Origin of the sequence: Ahrensia sp. 13_GOM-1096m, from assembly GCF_000620605.1 — a bacterium.
In the GTDB taxonomy this organism is placed as follows: Bacteria; Pseudomonadota; Alphaproteobacteria; order Rhizobiales; family Rhizobiaceae; genus Ahrensia; species Ahrensia kielensis.
Map to the genome: position 1 here is coordinate 522,712 of NZ_JIAX01000006.1, position 26,248 is coordinate 548,959.

23 protein-coding genes are annotated in these 26,248 nt (G+C 47.3%); 20 read left to right on the plus strand and 3 right to left on the minus strand.

Features of this window, described 5'->3' with window-relative positions:
* Nucleotides 1–70: 70 nt before the first annotated feature.
* Nucleotides 71–736: a flavodoxin reductase gene (locus N530_RS0102910; protein WP_026479476.1), complete on the minus strand. Its 666-nt coding sequence runs from the start codon at nucleotides 734–736 to the stop codon at nucleotides 71–73.
* 242 nt (nucleotides 737–978) lie between these two features.
* Here N530_RS0102910 and N530_RS0102915 point away from each other — a divergent pair, with 242 nt between their 5' ends.
* Together N530_RS0102915 and N530_RS17325 are read left to right on the plus strand one after the other, a co-directional pair.
* On the plus strand, nucleotides 979–2,832 hold the full coding sequence (locus N530_RS0102915; RefSeq protein ID WP_026479477.1) for a methyl-accepting chemotaxis protein: 1,854 nt from the start codon (nucleotides 979–981) through the stop codon (nucleotides 2,830–2,832).
* 207 nt (nucleotides 2,833–3,039) lie between these two features.
* Nucleotides 3,040–3,654 carry an MliC family protein gene (locus N530_RS17325; protein WP_051540715.1) on the plus strand — a complete coding sequence of 205 codons (615 nt, stop codon included), beginning with the start codon at nucleotides 3,040–3,042 and terminating at the stop codon, nucleotides 3,652–3,654.
* 13 nt (nucleotides 3,655–3,667) lie between these two features.
* Here the strand turns inward: N530_RS17325 and phnF are convergent, their stop codons facing one another.
* Nucleotides 3,668–4,405, minus strand: a complete 738-nt coding sequence (gene phnF / locus N530_RS0102925) for a phosphonate metabolism transcriptional regulator PhnF (protein WP_026479478.1) — start codon at nucleotides 4,403–4,405, stop codon at nucleotides 3,668–3,670.
* A gap of 124 nt (nucleotides 4,406–4,529) precedes the next feature.
* On the opposite strand from phnF, the gene phnG reads away from it, so the two are divergent.
* The 18 genes from phnG (at nucleotide 4,530) to N530_RS0103015 (ending at nucleotide 23,694) form a co-directional block, all read left to right on the plus strand.
* Entirely contained in the window at nucleotides 4,530–4,979 is a 450-nt protein-coding gene (gene phnG / locus N530_RS0102930) for a phosphonate C-P lyase system protein PhnG (RefSeq protein ID WP_155851904.1), read from the plus strand.
* The gene (phnH, locus tag N530_RS0102935) at nucleotides 4,979–5,605 is read left to right on the plus strand and encodes a phosphonate C-P lyase system protein PhnH (protein ID WP_051540716.1); all 627 of its coding nucleotides are present in this window, start codon (nucleotides 4,979–4,981) and stop codon (nucleotides 5,603–5,605) included. The genes phnG and phnH overlap by 1 nt, the downstream gene beginning before the upstream one ends.
* Nucleotides 5,605–6,717, plus strand: coding sequence for a carbon-phosphorus lyase complex subunit PhnI (locus N530_RS0102940; RefSeq protein ID WP_026479481.1), 1,113 nt, complete (start codon nucleotides 5,605–5,607; stop codon nucleotides 6,715–6,717). Before phnH ends, N530_RS0102940 begins: the two co-directional genes overlap by 1 nt.
* On the plus strand, nucleotides 6,714–7,589 hold the full coding sequence (locus N530_RS0102945) for an alpha-D-ribose 1-methylphosphonate 5-phosphate C-P-lyase PhnJ (protein ID WP_026479482.1): 876 nt from the start codon (nucleotides 6,714–6,716) through the stop codon (nucleotides 7,587–7,589). The genes N530_RS0102940 and N530_RS0102945 overlap by 4 nt, the downstream gene beginning before the upstream one ends.
* Nucleotides 7,586–8,362, plus strand: a complete 777-nt coding sequence (gene phnK, locus N530_RS0102950; protein WP_026479483.1) for a phosphonate C-P lyase system protein PhnK — start codon at nucleotides 7,586–7,588, stop codon at nucleotides 8,360–8,362. Before N530_RS0102945 ends, phnK begins: the two co-directional genes overlap by 4 nt.
* Nucleotides 8,363–8,377: 15 nt before the next feature.
* Nucleotides 8,378–9,082: a phosphonate C-P lyase system protein PhnL gene (gene phnL, locus N530_RS0102955; protein WP_026479484.1), complete on the plus strand. Its 705-nt coding sequence runs from the start codon at nucleotides 8,378–8,380 to the stop codon at nucleotides 9,080–9,082.
* 2 nt (nucleotides 9,083–9,084) lie between these two features.
* Nucleotides 9,085–9,702, plus strand: a complete 618-nt coding sequence (locus tag N530_RS0102960; protein WP_026479485.1) for a DapH/DapD/GlmU-related protein — start codon at nucleotides 9,085–9,087, stop codon at nucleotides 9,700–9,702.
* A gap of 117 nt (nucleotides 9,703–9,819) precedes the next feature.
* A complete protein-coding gene (gene phnC / locus N530_RS0102965; protein ID WP_026479486.1) occupies nucleotides 9,820–10,680 on the plus strand; it encodes a phosphonate ABC transporter ATP-binding protein in 861 nt (286 codons plus the stop codon).
* Nucleotides 10,681–10,770: 90 nt separating this feature from the next.
* A complete protein-coding gene (phnD, locus tag N530_RS0102970) occupies nucleotides 10,771–11,679 on the plus strand; it encodes a phosphonate ABC transporter substrate-binding protein (RefSeq protein ID WP_026479487.1) in 909 nt (302 codons plus the stop codon).
* Nucleotides 11,680–11,750: 71 nt separating this feature from the next.
* The gene (gene phnE, locus N530_RS0102975; protein ID WP_026479488.1) at nucleotides 11,751–12,725 is read left to right on the plus strand and encodes a phosphonate ABC transporter, permease protein PhnE; all 975 of its coding nucleotides are present in this window, start codon (nucleotides 11,751–11,753) and stop codon (nucleotides 12,723–12,725) included.
* A gap of 2 nt (nucleotides 12,726–12,727) precedes the next feature.
* Nucleotides 12,728–14,311, plus strand: a complete 1,584-nt coding sequence (phnE, locus tag N530_RS0102980; RefSeq protein WP_026479489.1) for a phosphonate ABC transporter, permease protein PhnE — start codon at nucleotides 12,728–12,730, stop codon at nucleotides 14,309–14,311.
* 5 nt (nucleotides 14,312–14,316) lie between these two features.
* Nucleotides 14,317–14,979, plus strand: coding sequence for a DUF1045 domain-containing protein (locus N530_RS0102985; RefSeq protein WP_026479490.1), 663 nt, complete (start codon nucleotides 14,317–14,319; stop codon nucleotides 14,977–14,979).
* 11 nt (nucleotides 14,980–14,990) lie between these two features.
* The gene (locus N530_RS0102990) at nucleotides 14,991–16,133 is read left to right on the plus strand and encodes an alpha-D-ribose 1-methylphosphonate 5-triphosphate diphosphatase (protein ID WP_026479491.1); all 1,143 of its coding nucleotides are present in this window, start codon (nucleotides 14,991–14,993) and stop codon (nucleotides 16,131–16,133) included.
* Complete coding sequence (phnN, locus tag N530_RS0102995; protein ID WP_026479492.1) at nucleotides 16,126–16,707, plus strand: phosphonate metabolism protein/1,5-bisphosphokinase (PRPP-forming) PhnN; 582 nt, start codon at nucleotides 16,126–16,128, stop codon at nucleotides 16,705–16,707. Before N530_RS0102990 ends, phnN begins: the two co-directional genes overlap by 8 nt.
* Before the next feature lie 209 nt (nucleotides 16,708–16,916).
* On the plus strand, nucleotides 16,917–18,749 hold the full coding sequence (locus N530_RS0103000; protein WP_247869155.1) for an ATP-binding protein: 1,833 nt from the start codon (nucleotides 16,917–16,919) through the stop codon (nucleotides 18,747–18,749).
* Nucleotides 18,746–20,071: a sigma-54 dependent transcriptional regulator gene (locus tag N530_RS0103005; protein ID WP_026479494.1), complete on the plus strand. Its 1,326-nt coding sequence runs from the start codon at nucleotides 18,746–18,748 to the stop codon at nucleotides 20,069–20,071. The genes N530_RS0103000 and N530_RS0103005 overlap by 4 nt, the downstream gene beginning before the upstream one ends.
* Before the next feature lie 240 nt (nucleotides 20,072–20,311).
* Nucleotides 20,312–21,295 (plus strand): TAXI family TRAP transporter solute-binding subunit, encoded by a 984-nt coding sequence (locus N530_RS0103010; RefSeq protein ID WP_026479495.1) that lies wholly within the window; start codon nucleotides 20,312–20,314, stop codon nucleotides 21,293–21,295.
* Between the two features lie 158 nt (nucleotides 21,296–21,453).
* A complete protein-coding gene (locus N530_RS0103015) occupies nucleotides 21,454–23,694 on the plus strand; it encodes a TRAP transporter fused permease subunit (protein WP_035266102.1) in 2,241 nt (746 codons plus the stop codon).
* A 33-nt stretch (nucleotides 23,695–23,727) separates the two neighbouring features.
* Here N530_RS0103015 and N530_RS0103020 read toward each other — a convergent pair whose 3' ends face one another.
* On the minus strand, nucleotides 23,728–26,154 hold the full coding sequence (locus tag N530_RS0103020) for an EAL domain-containing protein (protein ID WP_026479497.1): 2,427 nt from the start codon (nucleotides 26,152–26,154) through the stop codon (nucleotides 23,728–23,730).
* Nucleotides 26,155–26,248 lie beyond the last annotated feature (94 nt).

The following is a 26,248-nucleotide window of genomic DNA, read 5'->3' on the forward strand; positions in this document are numbered from 1 at the left end:
TCGGCCTCATATCTCGCATTGTTCACAGGAAATGAGTTTACCAAAACAATGTTTCATTGTCCGAGACGCGCTACTTCTCAAATGTCAAAGCATCGGGGGCTGCACCCAGTTCTTTTAAGTTGCCCATCACGCTATCCATCATTGGCGGCGGCCCACAGACATAGATATTACCTGAGATATCGATGAGATTTGCCGCTAAAATTTCTTTATCAATGAAACCATGTGCATAGCCTTCTGTGTTCTCATCGCTCAGAACATGCATGATCTTAAGTTCGGGCATCGTGCTCAATAGGTCCTGCGCGATAATATCGTCGCGGGTCTTATTGCCGAGAATTAAACTGTTGCCCCGCAATTCGCCGCGTTTCTCCAAATCTCTAAATATTGCCAAGAAAGGCGTAATGCCTGCGCCGCCAGCAACGAAAGTTCCTTTGCCTTTAAACTGTATCGTGCCCCAAGGGTCTTCGATGATGAGGCTATCGCCCGTTATCAACGATTGTAATTCATTAGTTACACCTTCGTGGTCGCGGTAACTTTTGATCGTAAATTCTAGCGTGTCTTCATCTGGCAACGATGTGAAAGTGAAGGGACGCTTTTTGTCTCGCCAATTATCCTTATCAATCGCAACTTCGGTCGCTTGCCCGGGCGTGAAATCATAACCTGCCGGTTTTGATGTTCGGTAGCGCATGACATCGCCTGTCAAAGGTTCAATGCTAAGTATGTTGATTGTGTGAGACATTTACTCTTCCTTTTGTTGCTGATGAATAAACGGAAGCCGGACCTTAAAGTTCCTTAATTTGAGCAATCGGGCAGAGGAGTTGGTTGTCGTCAACAGTTGTCTTTAGTTCTCAGCTTAATTGAGCGCATAAGTGCTCTTTTGTGCCGAAATGATTAAAATCGTAAGTTTTTCAGCATTTTAGTAACATAATTTTAATCATAATTTGCCGAATATCGCCGCAATTATCAATTGTGGATCTCACCATGAACTTACTATCTCGTTTTGGTCTCGTTCGGACTGTAACGGCAATCGCGGTCGGCACATTACTCCTGTCACTTGTAGCTGTTTCCATCGCTATTTCGCTTAATATTTCTGGTCGAATTCAAGAGCAGGCTGTCGCCAGCCAAAACGCAAGTTTGCGTACTTTGGCCACTATTGCCGAGCGCGATATTCCAGGCACGCAAGTCACTTGGGGCAAGTCTGGTAATGTTGAGCGCATTGTGATGGTGGCTATTCCCGAAGAGTTTTCCAACCACAGCATGATCGATACTGTTGGCCGGATGACCGGTGAGACAGCAACGATCTTTGCTTGGGATGAGGAAACAAAAGATTTCTGGCGCCGCACAACAAATATCATTAAGCCCGATGGAAACCGCGCTGTTGGAACACAACTTGGGCAAAACGGCGCTGTTTATCCTGTGCTCACAAAAGGTGATACTTTCCGTGGTGAAGCTGTTATTCTGGGCACACCATATTACACGATCTATCAGCCGATTTTCTCGCCCGACAATAAAACAATCGGTATTATTTATGCCGGTGTGCGTTCCGAGGTCATTAATGCTCAGGCCATTGATATGGTTTGGACAGTCGGCATAAGTGCAATTATCGTACTCGGTGTTGCCGCTGTCATTATGGCGCTGTTTTCTTCTGCGATACTTGGTCCAATTCCTCAGCTTGCAAATACAGCACGTAAGCTTGCCGAAGGCGATTTTGATGCGGAAATTCCATATCTTGAAAACCGCAACGAATTAGGTGGACTTGCTCAATCACTGGAAGTGTTCCGTCAAAGCGCGATTGAGAAACAAGCAATTGAGCAACAGTCGACAGAAGCGCGTATGGCGACAGACAATGAACGCCAGCAAAACGAAGCGGCTAAATTGAAACAAGAAGGCGAAATTAAAGTAGCCGTCGAAGAAATTGGGGCCGCTCTTAGCCGTCTTAGCCAAGGTGATTTATCCGTCAATATTACTGGACCATTTAATGAAGGTCTCGAGAAACTGCGTATAGATTTCAATCAAGCTGTACAGCGTATGTCAGCAACGATGACAGAGCTGCGCAATGAAGCTTTCGAAATTAAATCAAGCACTGAAGAAATGCGTACCTCTACGGATGATCTAGCACGCCGTACCGAACATCAAGCATCGTCTTTGGAGCAGACATCAGCGGCACTGGAAGAAATTACAGCAACAGTGCGCAATGCCTCAGAGCGTGCGGAAGAAGCTTCTAAAATGGCGACTGAGGCAGAGGGCAGCACGATCAATTCACGTAAAGTTGTCGCCAATGCTGTCGATGCAATGTCACGGATTAAAACGGCTTCCGGTGAGATTTCAAAAATCATCAATGTTATTGATGAGATCGCTTTCCAGACAAATCTTCTTGCGCTTAACGCCGGTGTTGAAGCTGCGCGTGCTGGAGAGGCGGGCAAAGGCTTTGCCGTTGTTGCGCAGGAAGTTCGAGAGCTTGCACAACGTTCGGCAACAGCTGCCAAAGATATTAAAGCACTGATCACAAAATCAGGTGAAGAAGTTGAAGGTGGCGTTCGTCTTGTGAATGAGACAGGCGAAGCGCTCAAAGGCATCTCCGATCATGTTCATAATATCAATGATCAGATGCATTCCATTGCATCATCATCACGCGAGCAAACCATTGGTTTGGGTGAGATCAACACCGCGATGATGCAAATGGATAGCGTGACCCAGCAGAATGCCGCAATGGTAGAAGAAGCAACCGCCGTGATGCACACCCTTGCATCGGGATCAGAAAAGCTTGCTGATCTGATCGCGCAGTTTAAGCTCGTTGAAAACGGCGCGCTCGGAACACATCAACGCGCCGCTTAAACAAGTTTTACTTTGAAATTAAACGCCCGTGTCGGTTATCCGGTGCGGGCGTTTTTATATTTCTCTCACTCTATCTAATTGCTTTCCTTTCATGGGATTTTGTGTTGATATTGCTTCAATGCCAATAGGTAATTTTTACCACTAGAACCCTGCGTTTATTTGCGCCGTGTTCTATTCGGCATTCATCATTTGATAGGATGAATCACGATGCTAAGAATTTTGTTCTGGTTTGTGTTTTATGTTTCTGCAGGGACAGCAACCGCGCAAGAAAGCCCCTCTTCTAAGTGTGACCCTGTGCAAAACTCAGTTGAAAAACTGGTTTGCGATAATCCTGAGCTAACCAAACTCGATCATTTGGTGGCGGCACGTTTTACTGATGCTCTTGACGTTACAAAGAGCTTAGATGCAGGCGCTAAAGATGCGGAACAGGAACTTGAAGCCCATCAGCAGAGCTGGATAAGTGGTCGTGATGATTGCTTGAAATCTGACGATCCGAAAAGCTGTATCTTATCGAGCTATGAACGCCGTGAAGCTGAGCTTGTCGCACTATATATGTTGGAAGAGCCAACGGCAGTCGCCACTTGGCAATGTGGAGATTCTCCGGCCAATGAGTTGGTGACTTCCTTTTTCGAGACGGAGTCGTCAGGGGTTCGTATAGAGCGCGGTGGCAACATATCTTTTGGCTGGCTTGCAATTACTGCTTCCGGTTCACGCTATGACGGTGATTTTGGGGAATCCATTTGGATGAAAGGTGATGAAGCGCAATACTGGACGCCTGAACCAGATAGCGTAGAACTGAATTGCATTGTCATCAGTCAGTAAATGCGCGGCCTCTTTAGTCATTGGCAATCATGAGTGATACGCGGTCAGCTGCAAAACGCGTTTTCGAGTATTGAATAGGATTGCCATCTGTATCTGAATTGATGGCTTGCGTTACAAGCACAATAGCACCCGGCGAAAGCTGCAAGTATTCAGTGTCTTTCATCGTGGCGTGATGGGCTTCAATTTCCGTCGACTGGCGCAAATAGTCATCAACACCGCAATGCGCCAGAGCTTTCGTTATCGAGCCGGTGGTTTGATATGCTGCGCCAATATCAGGAAAGCGCTGCGCACAAAACCACGAGGTTGAACGGGAAACGGGCATTCCGTCAGCTTCGCTTAATGCATCCAAACAGATCACATTTGAACCTGCTGTAATTTGGAGTGCAGATGCGATTTCCGGCGTTGCGATTTCAGTCGAAAGGTTCAGCAGCTTTCCGCGTGTTGTCTGTGCCTGCTTACCAATACCATCTGAAAACCGTGTTCTTTTGCCGATAGGATAACTGATACGCTTTTGGCGGCGCACAAAAGTGCCTTGCCCTTGGCGGCTTTCAACGATGCCTTCTTTTGCCAACGCATTTAAAGCAGCTCGTACCGTGTGGCGATTGACATCAAATCGCTTTGCCAGCGTTAATTCTGAGGGCAGACGGCTATCCTTGAGAGCTAGATTTGTCGCAATCTCATTGCGCAGCTCATCAGCAATCTGCCGCCATATCGCAATACCCGAGCGGCGTTCGAGTGCTTTTACATTCATAATCGTTGCCTCAACATCAGCGCAATTTCATCATGGTGTCATATGGTCGTCATGTAGTCCCGATAAATCACTTGTCACATGTTTAGTTGTCTATAACAATAGACAAATTTAAATGAGGCAGTTTATGAGTGATACAAAAGACAGTCGGCGCAATCGTATGGCGGTTTTGGCAATGTCTGACACGGCCACATTGGTGGAGTTTTGGATAACGCTGGGCGTTGATCCTGAGTTTACAATGCCGCGTGCTCCACAAACGGGCATTATCGGCTTGCGTGGTCGCATTGGCGGCGGCGGCGATGCCTTCAATTTTGGTGAAGCGACGGTTACGCGGGCAACAGTAAAATTGGCATCCGGTTTTGTTGGGCATGCTTATGCGCTTGGCCGCGATCACACCAAAGCAAAACTATCAGCAATAATCGATGCGCTTGCACTGGACGAAACTTGGTCCGCACGCATTGAAAATGAAATCATTACCCCGTTGCAAAATCGAATTAAGGCCCGCGATCAAAAACGCGCAGGTGAAACAGCGGCTACAAAAGTTGATTTCTTTACTATGGTTCGCGGAGAAGATTGATGCAGATAAATGAAAAAGCAATGGCGGCGAGCGCGTTGGAAGGTGGCTTTGCTGACCCGGTTTTCGACTCTCAAAATGTTTTTAATGCCGTGATGAATGCGATGGCCCGTCCAGGGACGGTAAGCTCGCTGCCAGCACTGGCCAGTGCGCCGGAGCCGGTTTTTGATACTGCAGCGGCAATTATTGCGGCGCTTTGCGATGCTGATACGCTTTTGTGGTTGGATGAGGTCTCATCACAAAACAGCGCTCTTCGAGACTGGGTTACATTTCAGACAGCTGCGCCGCTGACGACACAAAAATCCGATGCGCAATTCGCGCTTTTGACTGATAAAAAAATGCCGTTGGATATAGCGCAATTTGCACAAGGCTCACAAGAATATCCTGACCGCTCTTGCACGCTCATCATTCAGGTTGACGATATTTCAAACGCCGCAGGATTAAGCCTCTCCGGTCCCGGTATCAAAGATACCGCTGATCTTCATGTGCAAGGTTTGCCGGAGCTGTTTCTGGATCAGTGGCGACAAAACAAATCACGTTTTCCATGCGGTGTTGATGTCATTTTGGTCAGCGCTTCATCGCTTGTCTGTTTGCCGCGCACGACAAATATCTCACAGGGAGTTATCTGATGTATGTTGCTGTAAAAGGCGGCGAGACCGCTATTAATAACGCGCATAAACTGCTTGCAGATAGGCGTCGCGGCGACCGCGATATTGACGCATTGTCGCTGGCTCAAATCAAAGAGCAGCTTGCTCTTGCCGTGGACCGTGTCATGGCAGAAGGTTCATTATATGACCGCGATCTTGCTGCGCTTTCAATAAAGCAATCGCGCGGTGATATGATTGAAGCGATATTTTTGCTTCGCGCTTACCGCACCACCTTGCCGCGCTTTGGTTATTCGCAGCCAATAAATACCGGTGAAATGAAGATCGAACGCCGCATCTCTGCGACATATAAAGATCTGCCCGGCGGCCAAATGCTTGGGCCAACTTTTGATTATACGCATCGTCTGCTTGATCCTGATTTAGCACAAGATGAAGCCACAGATGAGCCTGTCACGCGCAAGCCAGATATCGGTCGCACGCAACGTGTGTCAGAAATTTTGGCGAATGAAGGGCTTATCGAAGCTGATGGGAAAAATGGCCATGGCGCAGAAGAGCCGGGCGATATTACCCGCACACCGACAGAATTTCCGATGAGCCGTGATGAGCGTTTACAATCATTGTCGCGCGGCGATGAGGGGTTCTTACTGTCTCTCGCCTATTCAACACAACGTGGTTATGCCCGCTCGCACCCCTTTGTCGGCGAAATTCGTATAGGCGAAGTCGACGTTGAAATTGAGGTGCCGGAATTAGGGTTCTCTGTTCCGATTGGCCGCGTGAAAGTCACCGAATGTCAAATGGTCAATCAATTCCAAGGCTCGGCAAAAGTGCCTCCTCAATTTACCCGCGGCTATGGTCTTGTGTTCGGGCAGTTGGAGCGAAAAGCAATGGCAATGTCGCTGTGCGATCGAGCGCTGCGCGCGCGTGAATTGGGAGAAGATATAGTTGCGCCAGCGCAAGACGAAGAGTTCGTGATCGCTCATTCAGATAATGTGCAAGCAACGGGCTTCGTGGAACATTTGAAACTGCCTCATTACGTGGATTTCCAAGCTGAACTTGGCATCGTGCGCCAGATGCGCCGCGAATATGCTGAGACGAGTGATGCTGTTTCCAGCATGATCAAGGAGGCAGCAGAATGAGTATTCAAGCTGATTATAACTTCGCTTATCTCGACGAACAAACCAAACGAATGATCCGCCGTGCGATACTAAAAGCAATTGCGATACCGGGTTATCAAGTTCCGTTCTCAAGCCGTGAAATGCCAATGCCTTATGGATGGGGCACAGGCGGTGTGCAGGTCACCGCATCAATCATTGGACCTGATGATGTCCTAAAAGTGATTGACCAAGGGGCGGACGATACAACGAATGCCGTATCCATCCGCGCTTTCTTTGCCAAAGTCGCGCGCGTGAAAACAACAACTCATACGGGCGAAGCCACGATCATTCAGACGCGCCATCGTATTCCCGAAGAGCAGTTGCGCGATGGTCAGATACTTGTCTACCAAGTGCCTATTCCTGAACCACTGCGCTTCCTAGAGCCGCGCGAAACTGAAACGCGCAAGATGCATGCACTGGAAGAATATGGCCTCATGCATGTGAAGCTTTATGAGGATATTGCAACGCACGGTCATATCGCCACGACCTATGCATATCCGGTGAAGGTTGAAGGGCGTTATGTCATGGACCCTTCACCAACACCAAAATTTGATAATCCAAAAATGCATATGTCTGAAGCGTTGCAGCTGTTCGGTGCAGGGCGCGAAAAACGCATTTATGCAATTCCGCCTTACACAAATGTAGTCAGTCTCGATTTTGATGATCACCCATTTGAAGTTCAAAAATTCGATAAACCCTGTGCGATCTGTGCAGCGGAAGGCGTTTATTTGGACGAAGTCATTCTCGATGATCAAGGCAGCAGAATGTTTGTTTGCTCGGACACTGACAATTGTGAAAGCAGGCAAGCGGCCGGTCACCGCGGCGAACTTTCTGGAATGGAGGCAGCACAATGAACAATCAGCCACTTTTATCGGTCAATGAAGTCTCCAAATTTTATGGCGCACGTATTGGGTGCCGCGATGTTTCATTTGATCTTTATCCAGGCGAAGTCTTGGCAGTGGTCGGCGAAAGTGGGTCTGGTAAGACAACACTTTTGAACTGTATTTCAACGCGCCTAGAGCCAACAAGCGGTTCAGTGATGTATCGTATGCGCGATGAAACAAAGCGCGACCTTTACCAAATGAGTGAAGCGGAACGGCGCTTCTTAATGCGTACCGATTGGGGTTTTGTGCACCAAAATCCAGCTGATGGTCTGCGCATGGCTGTTTCAGCAGGCGCTAATGTTGGCGAACGCTTAATGGCCGTTGGTGATCGCCATTATGGCAATATTCGCGAAAGTGCGATCGACTGGCTTGGCCGCGTAGAAATCAATGAAGACCGTGTTGATGATCAGCCTCGCGCTTTTTCAGGCGGCATGCGTCAGCGATTACAAATTGCGCGTAACCTCGTCACTGGCCCACGCTTGATGTTCATGGATGAGCCTACCGGCGGCCTTGATGTATCTGTACAGGCGCGTTTGCTCGATTTGATACGCGGTCTTGTGCGTGATCTTGGATTGGCGGCCATTGTTGTCACGCACGATCTGGCGGTTGCTCGTCTTTTATCGCACCGAATGATTGTGATGAAGGATGGCCATGTCATTGAGAGCGGCCTGACGGACCGTGTCCTTGATGATCCGCACGAGCCTTACACACAGCTTCTCGTATCTTCCATTTTACAAGTTTAAAACAGGCACGCGATTATGACTGCAGCAATTACAGTTTGCGAAATATCAAAAACCTTCACCATGCATCTGCGTGACGGGATAAAAATCCCTGTTGTTACGGGCGTAAATTTTGCCGTTAAGGCGGGGGAGTGTGCCGTACTCGGTGGTCCGTCAGGCGCAGGAAAAAGTTCGATCTTGAAAATGCTATATGGCAACTATTCGACTGATCAGGGACAGATATTGCTCACGCATAATGGTGAGCAGGTTGATTTGTCGAAAGCTGAACCACGTAAAATCATTGAACTGCGCCGCGACACGATTGGTTATGTCAGCCAGTTTTTGCGAACAGTACCGCGCGTTTCGGCACTTGATGTTGCTGCGGAACCGCTAACGCAGCGCGGCGAAGACCATGAGATTGCGCGAAAGAAAGCAGCGGATTTGTTCTCGCAATTAAATTTGCCAGAACGTTTATGGGACTTGCCGCCTGCTACATTTTCTGGCGGTGAACAGCAGCGCGTAAACATTGCGCGCGGTTTTATTACAGATCATCCGGTTTTGCTTTTGGATGAACCAACAGCGTCACTTGATGCTAAAAACCGCGCTGTCGTTGTTGATTTGATCACTCAAAAAAAAGCCGCTGGCGTTGCGCTGCTGGGTATATTTCATGATGAAGATGTTCGCACAAAAGTAGCTGATCGCATCATAGATGTGACGAGCTTTGCTGGCGCGAAAGCTGCATAATCATGGCAAAGAAACTATCTGAAGAAGCCTTTATTCACCCGACGGCACGCGTAACTGATACGGTGCTGGGACGTTATACTGAAATTGATGAAGGCTGCGTTGTCGCCGAATGTGAAATTGGCGATTACTCTTATCTCATCCGCCAGACTGAAGCATGGTGCGCAACAATTGGAAAATTTGCCAACATAGCAAGTCATGTCCGCATCAACGCGACCAACCATCCAACTTGGCGGGCAACCCAGCACCATTTCACCTATCGTGCGGCTGATTATTTTGATGCCGCCGAAAACGATACGGATTTTTTCAAATGGCGCCGCGATAACCGTATCACCATTGGACATGATGTTTGGATTGGGCACGGCGCGACAATTTTGCCAGGTGTCACTGTTGGCAATGGTGCAGTGATTGGGTCAGGAGCGGTCGTAACGAAGGATGTTACTCCCTATTCAATCGTCGGCGGCGTGCCTGCAAAGCTCATTCGGGAACGTTTTGAAACGGGCCTTGGGCAGAAAATGAATGCTCTTGCTTGGTGGGATTGGTCACACGACACATTGTATGAAGCGCTGCGTGATTTCCGTACATTATCAGCTGTAGATTTTATATCTAAGTATCAGAAATAATTTAATAAAATTTGATTGTGGAACGTCACAAAACTTACAAAAAACTGACATGCTGCGTTCACACAAGAGCCATATCCAGTCTCACAACACTGTAAGATTAACGGCAAGGAATGCCCTATGCTCGAACTCAAAAACGTAACGCGTCGGTTTGGCCCCAATATCGCTGTCGATAATGTGGATTTTGTAATCCCTGAAGGTCAAATGGTCGGTGTGATCGGTGCATCAGGTGCGGGTAAGTCGACACTGCTGCGAATGATTAACCGATTGATCGATACGTCTGAGGGTGAAATCAATTTCGCAGGTGTGAAAACCTCCGAGCTCAAAGGGCAAAAACTGCGCGATTGGCAACGTGATTGCGCTATGATTTTTCAACAATTTAATCTGGTGCCCCGCATAGATGTTTTAACAAATGTCATGCTCGGGCGTCTCAACCACCGTTCTACTGTTGCTAGTTTACTGAATATTTTTTCTGACGAAGAGCGCGCTATGGCCATTGCTGCGCTGGAGCGCTTAGGGATTGAAAAGGTTGCGCTGCAGCGTGCAGGCACTCTGTCAGGTGGGCAGCAACAGCGCGTGGCAATCGCCCGTGCTTTGATGCAGCAACCGAAAGTCATTCTGGCTGATGAGCCAATTGCATCGCTTGATCCGCGCAATGCGCAAATCGTGATGCAGTCTTTAAAAGACATCAATCAAACCGATGGCATCACAGTTATTACCAATCTTCATACGCTTGATACGGCACGTACTTTTTGCGAGCGCATCATCGGCATGCAGGCAGGGCGTGTTGTCTTTGATGGCGGTCCTGACGATTTGACCGAAGAAGCAGCGCGTAAAATATACGGCGCTGAAGGCTTGGAGGATGCTTTTTCAGAAGCTGTAACGTCAACGAGTTTAAGCGGGCCGCGTGAAAAATCGCCCGTTGGTCAAATGCCGCCAGTAATACGCCCGGCAGCAGAACAAAATCCTGCATACGCGTGACCTGATTTCCAGTTTGCCACATCACGTTTGCCCAGTGCTGTGGTTGTACAATTAAATTATTAAAAGGGCATACCTTTTATGGAGACTAAAATGCTCAAGAAAGCACTTTTGGCAACGGCTGCTGTTGCCACAATTTTCGCTACAACTTTTTCTGCACAGGCGCAGGATGTGTTCCGCATCGGCATCCTTGGCGGTGAAAACGAAGCTGACCGCCTACGTAACTTTCAGTGCATGGTAGACACACTGCCAGAAGCCATTGGCGTTAAAGAGGTTAAGCTATTTCCTGCTGCTGATTATGATGGCGTTATCCAAGGTTTGCTTGGTGGCACATTGGATTATGCAGAGCTTGGCGCTTCTGGTTATGCAAAGATCTATCTGACAGACGCAAAAGCTGTTGATCCGGTTTTAACAACTGTTCAGACAGATGGTGCCACTGGTTATTATTCCGTGATGCTTTCTCGCAAAGATTCCGGCATTGAAAACATTGAAGACATGAAGGGTAAAAAGCTTGGCTTTGCTGACCCTGATTCAACATCCGGTTATCTTGTTCCTGCAGTCGCTTTGCCAGCTCAGCTTGGTATGCCGCTCAATGAGTATTTTTCTGAAACTGGATTTGGCGGCGGCCACGAAAACGGTGTTCTAGAAATGCTTAAAGGCAATTTTGATGGACAGGTTACTTGGTCATCTGGTGTTGGTGAATATGAAGATGGTTACACATCAGGCAACATCCGCAAAATGGTCGACAAAGGCTTGCTTGATATGGCCGATGTAAATGAAATCTGGCGTTCGCCTCTTATCCCGAATGGTCCTGTTGTTGTTTCCAATAAGCTTGATGGCGACGTTCGCGCGAAGTTCATCGAATTCATGAAAGCGTTGCCTGAAAATGACGGCGAATGTTTCGCAGCGATTCAAGGCGGCGACTTCAAAAGCTTCACAGAAGTTGATCACTCTTTTTACGAAACGATCGTTGCAGCCCGTAAAGCAAAAATCGGTTCATAATTTTTAGAACTGATACGACACCACGCTCTTTTGAGATTTCACGAGCGTGGTGTCTTTTTCGTGAGAAACACATGTTGACTACTCAACCTAACAATCCGGCTTTGCATATTGATGCTGAGGGTAATTACGACCTCGACTCGCATTTCAAGCAATTGCGAAGCCAAAAGCGCCTTTACACATTCATCGGTTTGGCTGTGCTTGGCGCTGCGCTATTCTTTTCTCTTTGGTTCGCCAATGAGACCAATTCTGGAAAATTTCTAGATCGATTGCCGCATCTGTTCGATTTCGTAGGTGACATGGTCCCGCGCGATGGATGGGAAGTTTGGCGGGCGCTTTTTGATTTGCCAAGCCCTTATTTCGATGGGTCTTTGCAATATAATTACCCAGAGGGCCGTGTTTATATAACGCAAAATTTCTATGTGCCTGAGTACATTTATAAAATGGTTGAGACGCTCAATATTGCGATACTCTCAACATTGATTGGCTTCATTTTCGGCTTTCTTCTTTGTTTCTTAGCGGCCTCAAATTTAACAACCAAACGTTGGTTGCGCTTTACTGCCCGGCGCATTTTAGAAGTCTTACGTGCATTCCCAGAGATCGTGATAGCAGGTTTTTTCCTTGCGATTTTTTCATTGGGACCAATTCCGGCGATCATCGCCGTTTCAATTCACACGATTGGTGCTTTGGGGAAAATGTTCTTCGAAGTTGTCGAAAACGCTGACATGAAACCGGACGAAGGATTACGTGCAGCTGGCGGCAATTGGGTAGAGCGTGTTTGGTTTGGTATTGTGCCGCAAATTCTGCCAAACTTTTTAAGCTATGCGTTGTTACGATTAGAAATAAATGTGCGCGCTTCTACAATCTTGGGTGCCGTTGGTGCTGGCGGTATTGGCGAAGTCTTGCGCCTTTCAATTAGCCGTGGTCATGAAGCAAAAACACTCGCCATTATCCTCATTTTATTTTCAACCATCGTCTGCGTGGACCAGCTGTCAGCCTATTTGCGTAAACGTATCGTTGGCAATCAAGCCTTTGAATTTGGAGCATAGCCATGAACGCGTCCGCTATGAATTTGAGTGCCAAGATGCTTAGTCCAGCAGATGTATTAGCAATTAAAGAACGCCATCCAGCAGCATTTGAGCGCTCTTTAGTGAAGCGATTTAGTGTTGTTCTTTGCGTTGCTATTGTTACTCTTTATGCCGTCTATGTGAGTTGGTTTTTCGCGATTGGAAAAGTCGTCAGTGAAGGCAATTGGGACATTGCAGGCACTTATCTCGCCGATTGGATTTCCTATGAAGTAAGGCCAGACATTGATTTTCGTACTGGTGAAATTGTGGTTGAATTTCCCAAGTTTTCTCCGCTTGGTTCAAACCCTGATCCCGAATGGATTACCACTAAGAGTGGCACAGTTACTGTCAAAGAAAAATCAAACGATGATATGACGCAATCAAAGCCAGCATCATCTGGCTCGTTCATGGCCCCTGACGCATCGTCTGGTGGTGCCGAACTTAGTTTCATGGCACCTAGTTCAACCGCAACGAATATGGGTAGTAATGAAGCCCCTTCTAAGGCCCGTGATAGCAATCTCGTTAGTACGCAGAAAGAAGGGATTAATCAGGCGGAGATAGTTTTTTCGAAGACGGCTCAAATCATTGTAACACCAAGCGTGGTTACCTTGGTCAATGGTGCTGAAAGCGTTGTGCTTGACGTTGATCCATTGGATGAAACCGTAAAGCCGCGTGATGTTCTGCCTGAATGGGCGCTTCAAAAACGTGAAGGTGAAAAAATCTTTGCCAATTTCGGTTTTGCAGGACGCGCAGAAGTGCGTGCAAAAGAAGTGAAAATTATGCGCCGCTTCTTTGGTTGGGAAAATTTCTTTTTTGATACGAACTCACACTATTGGGGCAAGCCTTTCAGTGAAGTCGCATCACTTGCTATCAGCGGGGAACGCATTTCCGAAGGCCAGTCAAATGTCTCACTCATGTTGGATAATTTTCTCAATAACGCGGAATGGCAACATGGCGATGTCTATATCAAGCTGCTGCAAACCATAGTCATGGCTTTCGTTGGCACTTTATTCGCAGTCGTGATTGCTTTCCCATTATCCTTTGTCGCTGCACGCAACATTACACCTAACCGCTTTCTCAATCAGATACTCAAGCGCTTCTTCGATTTCTTGCGCTCTGTGGACATGTTAATTTGGGCATTGTTCTTTACACGCGCCTTTGGTCCAGGACCATTGGCAGGCATCAGTGCTATATTCTTCACAGATACAGGAACGTTCGGAAAACTTTATTCTGAAGCACTTGAGAATATCGATGATAAACAACGCGAAGGTGTGCGTTCAGTCGGCGCATCTCCTGCCGCAGTGCAGCGCTTTGGTGTTCTGCCTCAAGTTTTACCTGTCTTTGCCAGCCAAGCACTTTACTTCTGGGAGTCAAATATAAGGTCAGCAACAATCATCGGCGCGGTTGGGGCGGGTGGAATTGGTTTGAAACTTTGGGAAGCAATGCGTACCAATCAAGATTGGGAAAATGTATTTTACATGGTGATACTGATATTGATTGTCATCTTCGTGTTCGATTCAGCATCTAATGCCCTACGTAGTCGATTGATTGGAAAGCAGCAAAGCTAAACACTATGCGATATGGAATTTATTATACGCCGCCTCAAGAAAGTGCTTTGTCGCATCATGTTGCGCAATGGTTGGGCCGCAATGCCTTTACTGGCGAGACGCTTGAAACAACGCATGGGCTTGATGCCTTGCTTGCTTCGCCGCGTAAATATGGCTTTCACGGCACGCTGAAGGCTCCTTTCCATTTAGCCAATGGAGTGCGCGAAGATGAGCTTCTGGAGCTGTTTGAAACATTCGCCGCAGGCAGCGAAGCTTTCACTGTTCCCCAAATTCAACTGTCCAAACTTGGACCGTTTTTTGCTTTGACGCCTTCTGAACCAAATGAACAGCTTGAAGCGCTCGGCAGCGCTGCTGTGCGAACATTCGAGCCCATGCGTGCACCGCTTAGCCAAGCAGATATAGAGCGCCGCAATCCTGCCAAGCTTTCAGAGCAACAACGCATCTACCTTGAGCGTTGGGGCTATCCCTATGTAATGGATGAGTTCCGTTTTCATCTAACACTAACAGGCCCTGTCGATGAAGCTGATAGTGAGCGTGTCGAAGAGGCTCTTCGAAAGCATTTTAGCATGTTCCTCGATAAGCCTTTGCCAATAGAAACACTCGGCCTTTTCGTCGAGCCTGAACGCGGCGCACCGTTCTCGGTTTTGCGCGTTGCATCTCTTTTATAAATGAGAAGAAAATGACCACTGAAACAATATTCCGAAATGCAAAAATCGTGCTGGAAAACGAAGTCGTACATGGCTCCATCGTCATCAAGGACGGCAAGATTGCCGACATATCCGAAGGTGCAAGCACGATTGGTGAAGACATTGATGGCGATTATATATTGCCAGGTTTGATCGAGCTGCACACCGATCACCTTGAACAGCATTATTCACCGCGCCCGGGGGTTACTTGGAACCTGACGGCGGCGATACAAGCGCATGATGTTCAAGTCGCAGCTTCTGGCATCACCACGGTTTTTGATTGCCTTAGACTTGGGGCAGATGAAGATGGCGGCTTTGAAAAAGGCGAGATGAGTGCAATGTCATCGGCAATAGCCGCGGCGCAAAGCCAAGGTCGCTTACGTGCTGAACACCGCATTCATTTGCGCTGCGAAGTATCAGCGCCAAATGTTTTGGAACATTATGAAGAGTTTGTAGACGACCGTAATGTTGGCCTTGTTTCTCTTATGGACCATGCGCCGGGCCAACGTCAGTTCCAGACGATGGAACAGTACACTTTGTATTATAAAACGAAACGTGGGCTAACAGATGAGCAATTCAATGCGTTCGTCGCACGCCGTAAAATGCAATCATCAAAGTATTCAGACAAGCATCGACAGTTTCTCGCCAATGCATGTCATGAGCGAAACATCGCTATTGCGAGCCATGATGATGCAACGGTTGATCATGTTGAAGAATCGAAGAGCTTAGGTGTTTCTGTAGCGGAATTTCCGACCAGCTTAGAGGCGGCAACAGCATCGCATAATGCCAATATGGGTGTTCTAATGGGCGCACCGAATGTCGTGCGCGGCAAATCTCACAGTGGCAACATTGCTGCACGTGATCTGGCGCGGGAAAAGGTATTAGATATCCTTTCCTCTGATTATGTGCCGTTCAGCCTTATATATGCACCTTTCGTGCTTGCTGACGAAGTTGAAGAAATATCGATCTCAAATGCGGTCGCTATGGTGTCAGCCAATCCGGCAAAACAAGTAGGGCTCCAAGATCGCGGCCGGCTAGAAAAGGGTTTGCGTGCGGATTTTTCACGTGTGCGCCGTGAAGCAGGAAGTATTCCCGTTGTGAAATCTGTATGGCGTGAAGGGCAGCGCATTGTCTGATAGTCAGCCAATTTCAGGCCGGATTTTTGTCGTTGTGGGGCCGAGTGGCTCTGGCAAGGATACGTTGATCAATTGGCTGCGGGAGAAGCTAACGGACGAACAAAAATACATGTTCGTTCGCCGCAGCGTAACACGTTCTCCTGACGGCCAAACCGAAGATCACGACACGTTGACGAAGGAACAATTTGAGCTTGCTAAACAAAAAGGCAAGTTCGCCGTAACATGGGATGCACATGGCTTGAGCTATGGTATTCCCATTGGTGTATTGGCCCATGTGAATGCTGGCGGCATCGCGATTGCAAATGGTTCAAGACGCGCTCTGGCCGAAATGCACAAGCAGTTTCCGCATATGGTTGTTGTAAATCTTCGCGTTGATCGGGCTGTGTTGGCTGGCAGGCTTGCGGGCAGAGGCCGCGAAGATGCCGAACAGATCAAAAAGCGGCTTGATCGTATGGACATACCATTAGCGGGTGATTTGACTGTCTTTAATATCGAAAACTCCGGTCCGATTGAAAAAGCAGGAAGATCATTCATCGAGCTTCTGTCTGATCTAGAGCATGTGCCAGCTACATAATGACTGGGTAATCTGCACATAATGGGTCAAACTAAGCCCAATTTCATAAGCGCCATGATTGTTTGTCTTGGTGCTTTTTTAAGTGCCACTAAAACTTTTCATGTTATTTTAGATATTTCCTTTGCTATTGCCTCTCGGCAATCAATGGTGTTGATGTGTGCTAATTTTAAGCGCAGGTTTAAATCGGGGATAGTTTAACGGTGCAACGGATGTCTGAAAGTTCTTTAGAGTCAGCATCTGAGATGAGTGCACGCCCTAAACGTGAACGGAAGTTGAGCGGTAAAATACTCATCTTTATGCAAATTGCTGCACTTGTAGCGGCATTGTGGTTTCTTGTTTGGCCAAGGCTAGAGCGTCATTTTTTACTGCAAGCAGCAGAACAAAATGAAGTCACCTTGCGCTTGGTAGGAGACAGCATTCGCGCCGCGCTTGATCGCTATGCACCATTGCCGCATTTGATCGCAGAGCGCCCAGAGCTTGGCATGCTTTTACAAGAACCCTCGCGCTCAGATTTAATCGACATAACCAATAGCATTTTGCTCAATACCGCGCTCTCCGTTTCAGCGTCCGACGTTTACCTGATGAATACAGCGGGCACGACAATTGCCGCCAGTTCTTATCATAAAACGCGCTCATTCGTGGGCCGTAACTTCAATTTTAGACCATACTTCAAGCAGGCAATGGAGGGAGAGCTCGGTCGATATTTCGCGCTAGGTACTACATCGGGAGAACGGGGTTATTTCTTTGCCGCACCTGTACGTGAAGGAGCAAAAATCTTAGGCGTTGTTGCCGTTAAGTTTACCGTGGATGCTTTTGAAGATGCTTGGCGCAGCGCCGCTTCCAATATCATCGTGACCGACCATAATGATATTATTTTTATGGCAAGCAATCCTGAGTGGTTGATGCGCGCGACGAAAGAGCTTTCTCCTGCCGTGTTGAAATCAATTGAGGAAAACCAACAATATCCGCTAGAGCGCGTTACAAACCTTGAAGTGACACATACCTTTCTTAGTTCTGCGACTGATATTTTGACAATCGAAGGCACCAGTTTTGTTGGTTCTTCTGACGAAATGAGCAAGGCGCCTCATTGGACTGTCACGTCACTTGTACCGATCAAGCCTGCTCAATTTCAAGCTTTACTCGCGCTCATTGTCTTTTCACTTCTGGCTTTGATTTCTATTTTGGGGATTGCCTTTTTAAGACATAGAACCGCGCAGCAAATACGAACACAAAAGCTACTTGAGCGCCGCGTGAAAGAACGCACGGCTGCTTTGAGCCATGAGATTGAGGAACGGCGGAACACAGAAGAAGAACTGCGGCGCACACAGGCAACCTTAATTCAGGCCGGTAAATTATCGGCGCTGGGCCAAATGTCTGCAGCCCTTAGCCATGAGTTCAATCAGCCGCTTGCAGCTGTAAAGTCCTATGCTGAAAATGCGCGTGCATTTCTTGATCGGGGGCAGGTGGATGAGGCGCGCGACAATATCGGTAGAATATCGAAAATGGCCGACAGAATGGCGGCAATTTCAAAGCATTTGCGAAACTTTGCGCGCCGCCCTCAAGAAGCTGTCGGGCCTGTTTCGCTATTAACCGTTATTGATGACGCTCTAGCTGTCAGCGAACCGCGTCTAAAAACCAGCAAGGTTATGCTCAAATATGAGCGCCCTGAACAAGAGCCATTCGTCATCGGCGGTCATGTGCGATTGCAACAGGTCATTGTAAATCTTATCTCCAATGGGATCGATGCAATGAACGGTGAGGGCCTGCTAGAGCTTAAAGTCATATCAACACAAAATGGTTGGCAAATTAATATGCGCGATCATGGTGTTGGCATATCGCCTGATGCCATTGCACAAATGTTTGATCCATTTTTTACGACAAAAGAAATGGGCAAGGGTTTAGGTTTAGGGCTGTCGATTTCTTACAATATTGTGCGTGATTTTGGCGGTAATCTTTGGGGCAAAAATCACAGCGAAGGTGGTGCAGAGTTTGGTGTTGATCTTGTTGCTGCTGACCATCTTTCGATTAAGGCTGCCGAATGACTGAAACAATCTTATTTGTAGATGACGAAGAAGAATTGCTAATTGCAGCCAGCCAGACGCTCAAACTGGCCGATCTGCCCGTTACGACATTTTCAGAAGCTGAATTGGCCTTGAATAAGGTTGCGCGAGATTTTCCTGGTATCGTTGTTAGTGATATCAGAATGCCAAACATGGACGGAATGACGCTTCTACGCAGAGCTTTGGAGATTGATCCAGCTTTACCCGTTATCCTAATCACAGGAAATGGCGATGTGGAGCTTGCAGTTGAAGCCATGCGTGCGGGTGCCTATGATTTTTTGGAAAAGCCTTATAATCCTGCGCATCTGATCGAAGTTGTACGCCGTGCCCTCGATAAACGACGCCTAACACTTGAGAACCGCCTTTTGCGCAATCAGGTTGGCAGCCGGGATGCTATTGAAGCGCGCTTGATTGGGCGCTCCAGCGTTATGGTGCGTTTGCGCGAGCAGGTTCGCGCTGTTGCGGCAACAGATGCCGATATCCTTGTTCAAGGAGAAACGGGAACAGGTAAAGAGGTCATCGCCCGTGCAATCCATCGCGCCTCGGCGCGCCAGACCAAACCATTTGTTCATATCAACTGCGCAGCACTGCCCAAAGATCTGGTGGAAAGCGAACTGTTTGGCCATGTTTCAGGTGCATTTGCAGGCGCCGTAAAAAGCCGTTTTGGAAAGTTGGAGCACGGCCGGGGCGGGACAATCTTTCTTGATGCGATCGACTGTCTGGAAATGAACGTTCAAGCGAAGTTTCTACAAGCGATCCAAAGTCGCCAAATAACGCCTTTAGGCTCCAACGAGATCATAGATCTGGATGTTCGTTTTATCGCTGCCTCCAAAGAACCGCTCGATAAAGCTGTAGCCGAAGAGCGTTTTCGTGATGACCTTTTCTACCGTTTGAATGTTGTGACATTATATGCGCCGCCATTATCGGCGCGCCGCGATGACATTCCGCAGCTCTTTATGCATCTCATTGCTGAGGCTGCGACACGCTACCGATGCCCTATGCCTGAGGTGGACAGCCAAACATTGTCTAAAATGGCAACAGGGACATGGCTTGGCAATGTGCGTGAGTTGCGCAATGCCGCAGACCGTTATGTGTTAGGTTTAAGCGTTGATGAGGATGATCAAATCATCAGTGATCAGAGCTTGGCCGAACGTATGAACACCCATGAACGCGCCATAATTTCTGCAACATTGGCAGCACATGGTGGGGCGCTCAAACCAACCTATGAAACGCTGGGTGTTAGCCGCAAAGCACTTTATGAGAAGATGCAAAAGCACGGATTAGACCGCGAGAATTTTTCTTAATCCTTTTTGGTGCAAGGATTTGTAACGCATTCTACCCACGCAATTGGCCCTGATGTCCCTAAATCGACCCAAAGCTTAAATCTAAACTGGGAATTAGCTTTTCCAGCCAAGCTGTGGTCTTGTATAAGGGGCGCTGCTTTTGTTTTCTCGCCAAGTTCCAAAACCAAGAGGAACGAGACGGCGCTGCCGTATCGTCGGTGGAACGGGCATATGCCCAAAGAAACATATGGGAGAGATATTATGAAATTCCTTGCAATCCTTGCATCTTGCACAATTCTATCAGTCGGCACCGCTTTTGCTCAGTCAGAAGTCGACAAATCCGATTGGCCTGCCAGCTTCACAGTTGGTACAGCGTCACAAGGCGGCACATATTTCGTATATGGTTCCGGCTTTGCGAAAATCATCTCAGAAGATCTGGGTGTTCCAGGCGGCGGTGAAGTCACTGGCGGTCCAATGCAGAACATGGCGCTCGTTCACACAGGTGAAGCGGCATTCGGTATGACAACCATGGGCCCAGCAAATGAGTCACTTAAAGGCACAAACCCAATTGCGCCTGGACTTAACATGGATAAAGCTTGTGCGATGTTCCCGATGTACAAAACTCCATTTGGCATCACGACATTGTCTTCAACAGGCATCAGCTCAGTTGGCGATATTCCTGAAGGCGCAAAAATCGGTTTTGGTCCTGCTGGATCAACATCAGACACTTACTTCCCAGCGATGCTGGAAACGCTCGGCGTAAAGTTTGAACGTCGTAACGGTTCATGGGACGACCTTGGTTCGCAATTGCAGGACGGCCTTTTGGACGTTGTTGCGTTTGCAGTTGGTATTCCGACACCGGCAGTAAGCCAGCTCGAAGCGCAGTCCACAGTTAACTTTGTCGATTTTACGGACGAAGAGCAGGCGAAAATTATCGCTGAATTCCCAGTTGCGGATTTCACAATTTCATCAGGCACATATTCGACGTTGGACCGCGATTTGAAATCAGTTTCAATGTGGAACTTCGCAGTTGCTAACTGTGATCTGCCGGAAAGCTTTGTTTACGAAGCAACCAAGGCTGTCATGGCTGACCATGACCGCATGATGGGTGTTCATAAAGCAGCAAGCGAAACGCTTATTGAAAACTGGGACAAGAATAAAGTTCTTAAGTGGCATTCAGGTGCTGCAAAATGGATGAACGAAAATGGTGCATCTATTCCAGCTGACATGACTTACGGCGGCTAATACCAGCGCCCACTAAATCGAAGGGCTGTCTTGCGACAGCCCTTTTTTAACCATCGATTATTTTGCTTGTTTGCTAACTTGCTGGCTGCTTGTGCGACCAAGCTAATTGATCGGAAAACAAAAAATAAAATCCGAATGCTTTCTGGGGGAAGAAGATTATGAGCGACACCACTCTCGATGACGAAGTTGTAAAGCCAATCAGAGCAGAAGGCGTAGACGAGGAGCCGGTGGAGAGTAACCGCCGACTATTCCAAGGAAAACTTGGAATTTTCATGGCGGCCTATGCGGGCATTTATGCCTTGTTTCACATGCTTGCGCTTAACGGTGTTTCCATATCAAATCTGACGGGTGTGAATATCCCGTTTTTACCAAATTTTCCGATGGAGACTTGGAATTTTCGAATTATCCATGTCGCAGGCGCTTTGGGGCTTGGTTTTCTACTCTTCTCTGGTCGCAATTTTGCCGATGACGGACAAAAGCCTGCGCCCATGTTTAACATCGCCGCTATCGGCCTTGGCCTTTTAGCGCTTTTCAGTTTTGGTACGGCGCTTTCGTTCGCTGTGGAAATCAGCAATGGTGCCATGTGGAACGGCATTGACCCGACTATAAAATTTAACGAGATATGGCTTTATGGCGTGCCGCTTTTAGTGGCAACTATCGGAGCAATCGTTCTGTCATGGTTTGATAGTCGTCAACGCGGATCAATCTCCGGACTTGATGTCACTTTGCTTATTTGCGGCGTTTCGGTTGCAGCCTATCTCATCATCATTTTTAGCACGCAAATGCGCAACTCAACGGGCACACCATTTGCGCCAATTGGAATGTCCATTGCTGCGGTTGCAGGTACTGCTCTCATTTTGGAAATGACGCGGCGCGTGGCCGGACTTGCCTTGGTTATCATCTCTGCGGTGTTCTTGGCCTATGTTTTCACCGGACAGTATTTGCCAGGTGTTCTTAACTCGCCTGCGATATCGTGGCAGCGCTTTTTCAGTCAGGTTTATACAGATGCAGGCATTTTGGGACCGACCACGGCGGTTTCTTCAACCTATATTATTCTGTTCATTATTTTTGCTGGTTTTCTACAGGCGTCTAAAGTCGGTGATTATTTTGTGAACTTCGCTTTTGCTGCCGCTGGTCGTTCGCGCGGCGGGCCTGCAAAAGTTGCGATTTTTGCCTCGGGCTTGATGGGGATGATCAACGGCACATCTGCCGGTAATGTGGTTGCTACGGGATCGCTCACAATTCCGCTGATGAAGCGTGTTGGATATTCGTCAAAAGTGGCGGGTGCTGTAGAAGCTGCAGCTTCAACCGGCGGTCAAATTATGCCGCCAATTATGGGCGCTGGTGCGTTCATCATGGCTGAGGTGACGGGGATTGCGTATCAAGATATCGCGATTGCCGCTATTATTCCGGCTATCCTTTATTACGTATCTATTTATTTCATGGTCGATTTTGAGGCTGCTAAGCTCGGCATGAAAGGTATGAAGAAGGAAGAACTGCCTATTTTTGGTGAGTTGATCAAGCAGATATATCTTTTCATTCCGATTATCATTTTGATTGTCGCACTATTTATGGGCTATTCGGTAATACGCGCTGGAACGCTTGCGACTGCGGCCGCTGCGATGGTTAGCTGGCTGACACCGTACCGGATGGGCATAAAATCAATTGCCAAAGCGTTTGAACTATCAGGCTTAATGTCCATTCAGATTATCGCTGTGTGTGCGTGTGCAGGCATCATCGTTGGTGTGATTTCACTGACGGGCGTTGGCGCACGGTTCTCGAACCTTTTGCTCGGCTTAGCTGAAACCTCGCAGCTCTTGGCCATGTTCTTTGCTATGTGCATTGCAATCGTGCTTGGTATGGGCATGCCGACAACTGCGGCTTATGCGGTGGCCGCTTCGGTTGTTGCGCCTGGCTTGGTACAGCTTGGTATTCCGCTTTTGACGGCGCATTTCTTTGTGTTCTATTTTGCTGTTGTTTCTGCAATTACGCCGCCCGTTGCACTTGCATCTTATGCCGCAGCGGGAATTAGCGGTGCCAACCCCATGGAAACCAGTGTTGCCTCGTTCAAATTTGGCATTTCAGCGTTCATTGTACCGTTCATGTTCTTCTACAACGGCGCGATTTTGATGGATGGGACATGGCCCGAGATCATCCGCGCAGCTATAACGGCAATTTTCGGCGTATTCTTATTGTCTGCTGGTGTTCAGGGCTGGTTCGTTGGTGGCCGTGTCGCATGGTTCATGCGTCTAGGGCTTATTCTGGCAGCTCTGTGTATGATTGCAGGTGGCTTAATTAGCGATCTCGTCGGCATTGGAGCAGCGGTAGGGTTGTACTTTATACAGCGTACATTCAAACCTGATGCAGATGCGCAAATCTCTGTTTCAGGCAGTGATTGAATGAAACAAGAAGCTTAAGAGCACATAAAGCTCTTAAGCTTCAAATGATTTGCGAATTTTCTCAATCTGCGAGTGTTGAGAATTTTCGGAACGCTTTTTGATCCAAGACGTGAAGTTCTCAGGTGTCATGCTTCTTGAATAATAGAAGCCTTGAAGAACATCTGCACCTGATTTTTCAGCCAATAAAACCTGCTCTAGTGTTTCAACGCCTTCAACGGCAACATGAGAACCAAGAGAGTGGGCCATTTCAATAGCGGTTTCCATTATGACTTTCACACGGGGATCGTTGATGGCGCCTCTGATGAGCGAACCGTCAAGCTTGATCAAGTCAACGGGAATAGATGCCAGCCGTGTTAGGTTTGAAAAACCTCTACCAAAATCATCGATTGCAACAGTAAAGCCTTTTTCCTGAAGTGCGCTTACTGTCTGGCTGAATACACCGCGTGATGCATCCATAACATTTTCAGTAATTTCAATCTGCATACGACTTGGGCTAACATTTGCAGAAGAGGTTTGCTCAATCAGGTTCGGTATAAAACTATCAGCCGAGAAATGCTCTGTTCCGATATTTATAGCAATATTGAGATTGAAGCCTTGTCCGTCAAAATAGTTGATATCGCGCAATGCGCGGCCAATAACCCACTCGCCCAAATGTTTCATCACATGAGTTTGTTGGACCGCGGGCAAAAATAGATTTGGCTGTATGATGCCATGTATTGGGTGCTGCCAACGAACCAAAGCTTCAGCTGATGTAACTTGTTGTTTGGTGAGACAAAATTTTGGTTGATACTCAAGGTAAAGTTCGTCGTTCTCAATTGCATTCAATACAGCTGCGAGAATTTCGTTCTTTCCACCAAGGACACCTTGTGTGTTGTATAGTTGAAAACGATTTTTGCCATCTGCTTTCGCTTTATACAAAGCCACATCAGAGCGTCTAAGCAATTCTTCAATATTTGTACCATGATCTGGGTAAAGGGCACCGCCAGCTGATTGATCGCACGCGATCTCAACACCTGCGACATTGATAAGCTTAGGAAATGATTTTCGCAGATTTTCGCAGATCTCAGATATATCCGCCGTGACATCAGGCAGTGGAAGAAGAATTGCAAATTCATCACCGCCAATGCGCGCAATGACTGGATGGGCCGATGGCAAACCACGGAAATTGACATCCATGAATTTTTTCGTTGCTGGGTAAAGACTTTTAGCAAAGGATTTTAGTACTTCATCGCCGATGCCGTGTCCGCGAATGTCATTGATCTCTTTAAAGCCATCGAGATCGAAGAAAATAAGAATGCCTTTTCTACCTTGTGCAACCCGCGTTTTGATCTGTTTTTTGCTCTCAGACTCAAAATAAGCACGGTTGCCAATGCCAGTTAGCGCGTCTTCAAAAATCTGTTTGGCGAGCTGTGCTGAGTTTTGCTGCACTGTTACAGCCAGTTCATTATAAGCATCCACAATATGTGTCAGCTCATAGATACTTGTTTCGGCTTGGCTAGGTGAAACAGCCATTGGTTGACCCGTTGTGGATTGCTTTTTTAAAGTTATCGCAAGGTTTTCCAGTGGTTTAGCTAACCATCTTATGGACAAATACAACAGTAGAATAGCTGCGAGCACGGAGCCGATAAGGCCGATGAATAAAGGGGTTAAATTTTCAAATATTCTTGCCTGAACTTCACTAAGCTCTTGTGGAACCATGACGCCCCAACCAGTATCCTTGACTGAAGAAATACCTGCAACCATTTCAGATTTCGTTGCAGGGGAGTAAAAGGTTTCAATCCCAGTCTCGCCATTCATCATGCGCTTGACTGCTGAAACTTCGGAAATGTTTTTTATATCATTGGCCCAAGTTCGGATCGGGTGTGCCAATACATTGCCGACTTGATCAACAATTGCTGCGTGCCCGTTTCGTCCAAATGACACTTTTTTCGCAATATTGATGAAATATTCTGTACTAATACACGCAATGACAAAATTATCGCCACTATTGCGGATGACGTGAATAGTCGGAGACCCTGTTGTCGATTTTTGAACTGGTAAAAACTGAAGTTTGGAACTCTTAGGCGCGGCTTTGATCTTTTCGAACAAGTTTTGTTCAATAAATTCTAAGTTTTTAGTCCGCTTACTATTGGTAGAGAAAAGAATTTTGCCATAATCCGGAGAAATAATCGAAACTTCATCAATTTTCAAATTATCCATGACACTTTGAATGTATTTAGTATCAACATTCTGCTGTAATGATGCGGCCGTTGCGGTCACTATTGTTCGAACATCTTCTTCATAATGGTGTAAGCTTTCAGCAACACTTTTGGCTAAAAGTAAGTTGCGTGCTTTCACTTCTTTTAGCTCATGGGCGGCTGTGCGCTGATAAGTCATCCAAGTGAACGTGATGACAGGGAGCAGCCCAATTGCCAAAAAAGCAAGAAGAAAAGCTGATCGAATACGGATCGTCATTGGCATTTATGCTCCTTGGAACATTGAATATATATGGCCATCATGACGGGAATTTACATCAATGAGGTTGTAAAGTGCTTAACGAAAAGGGGCGTTTACA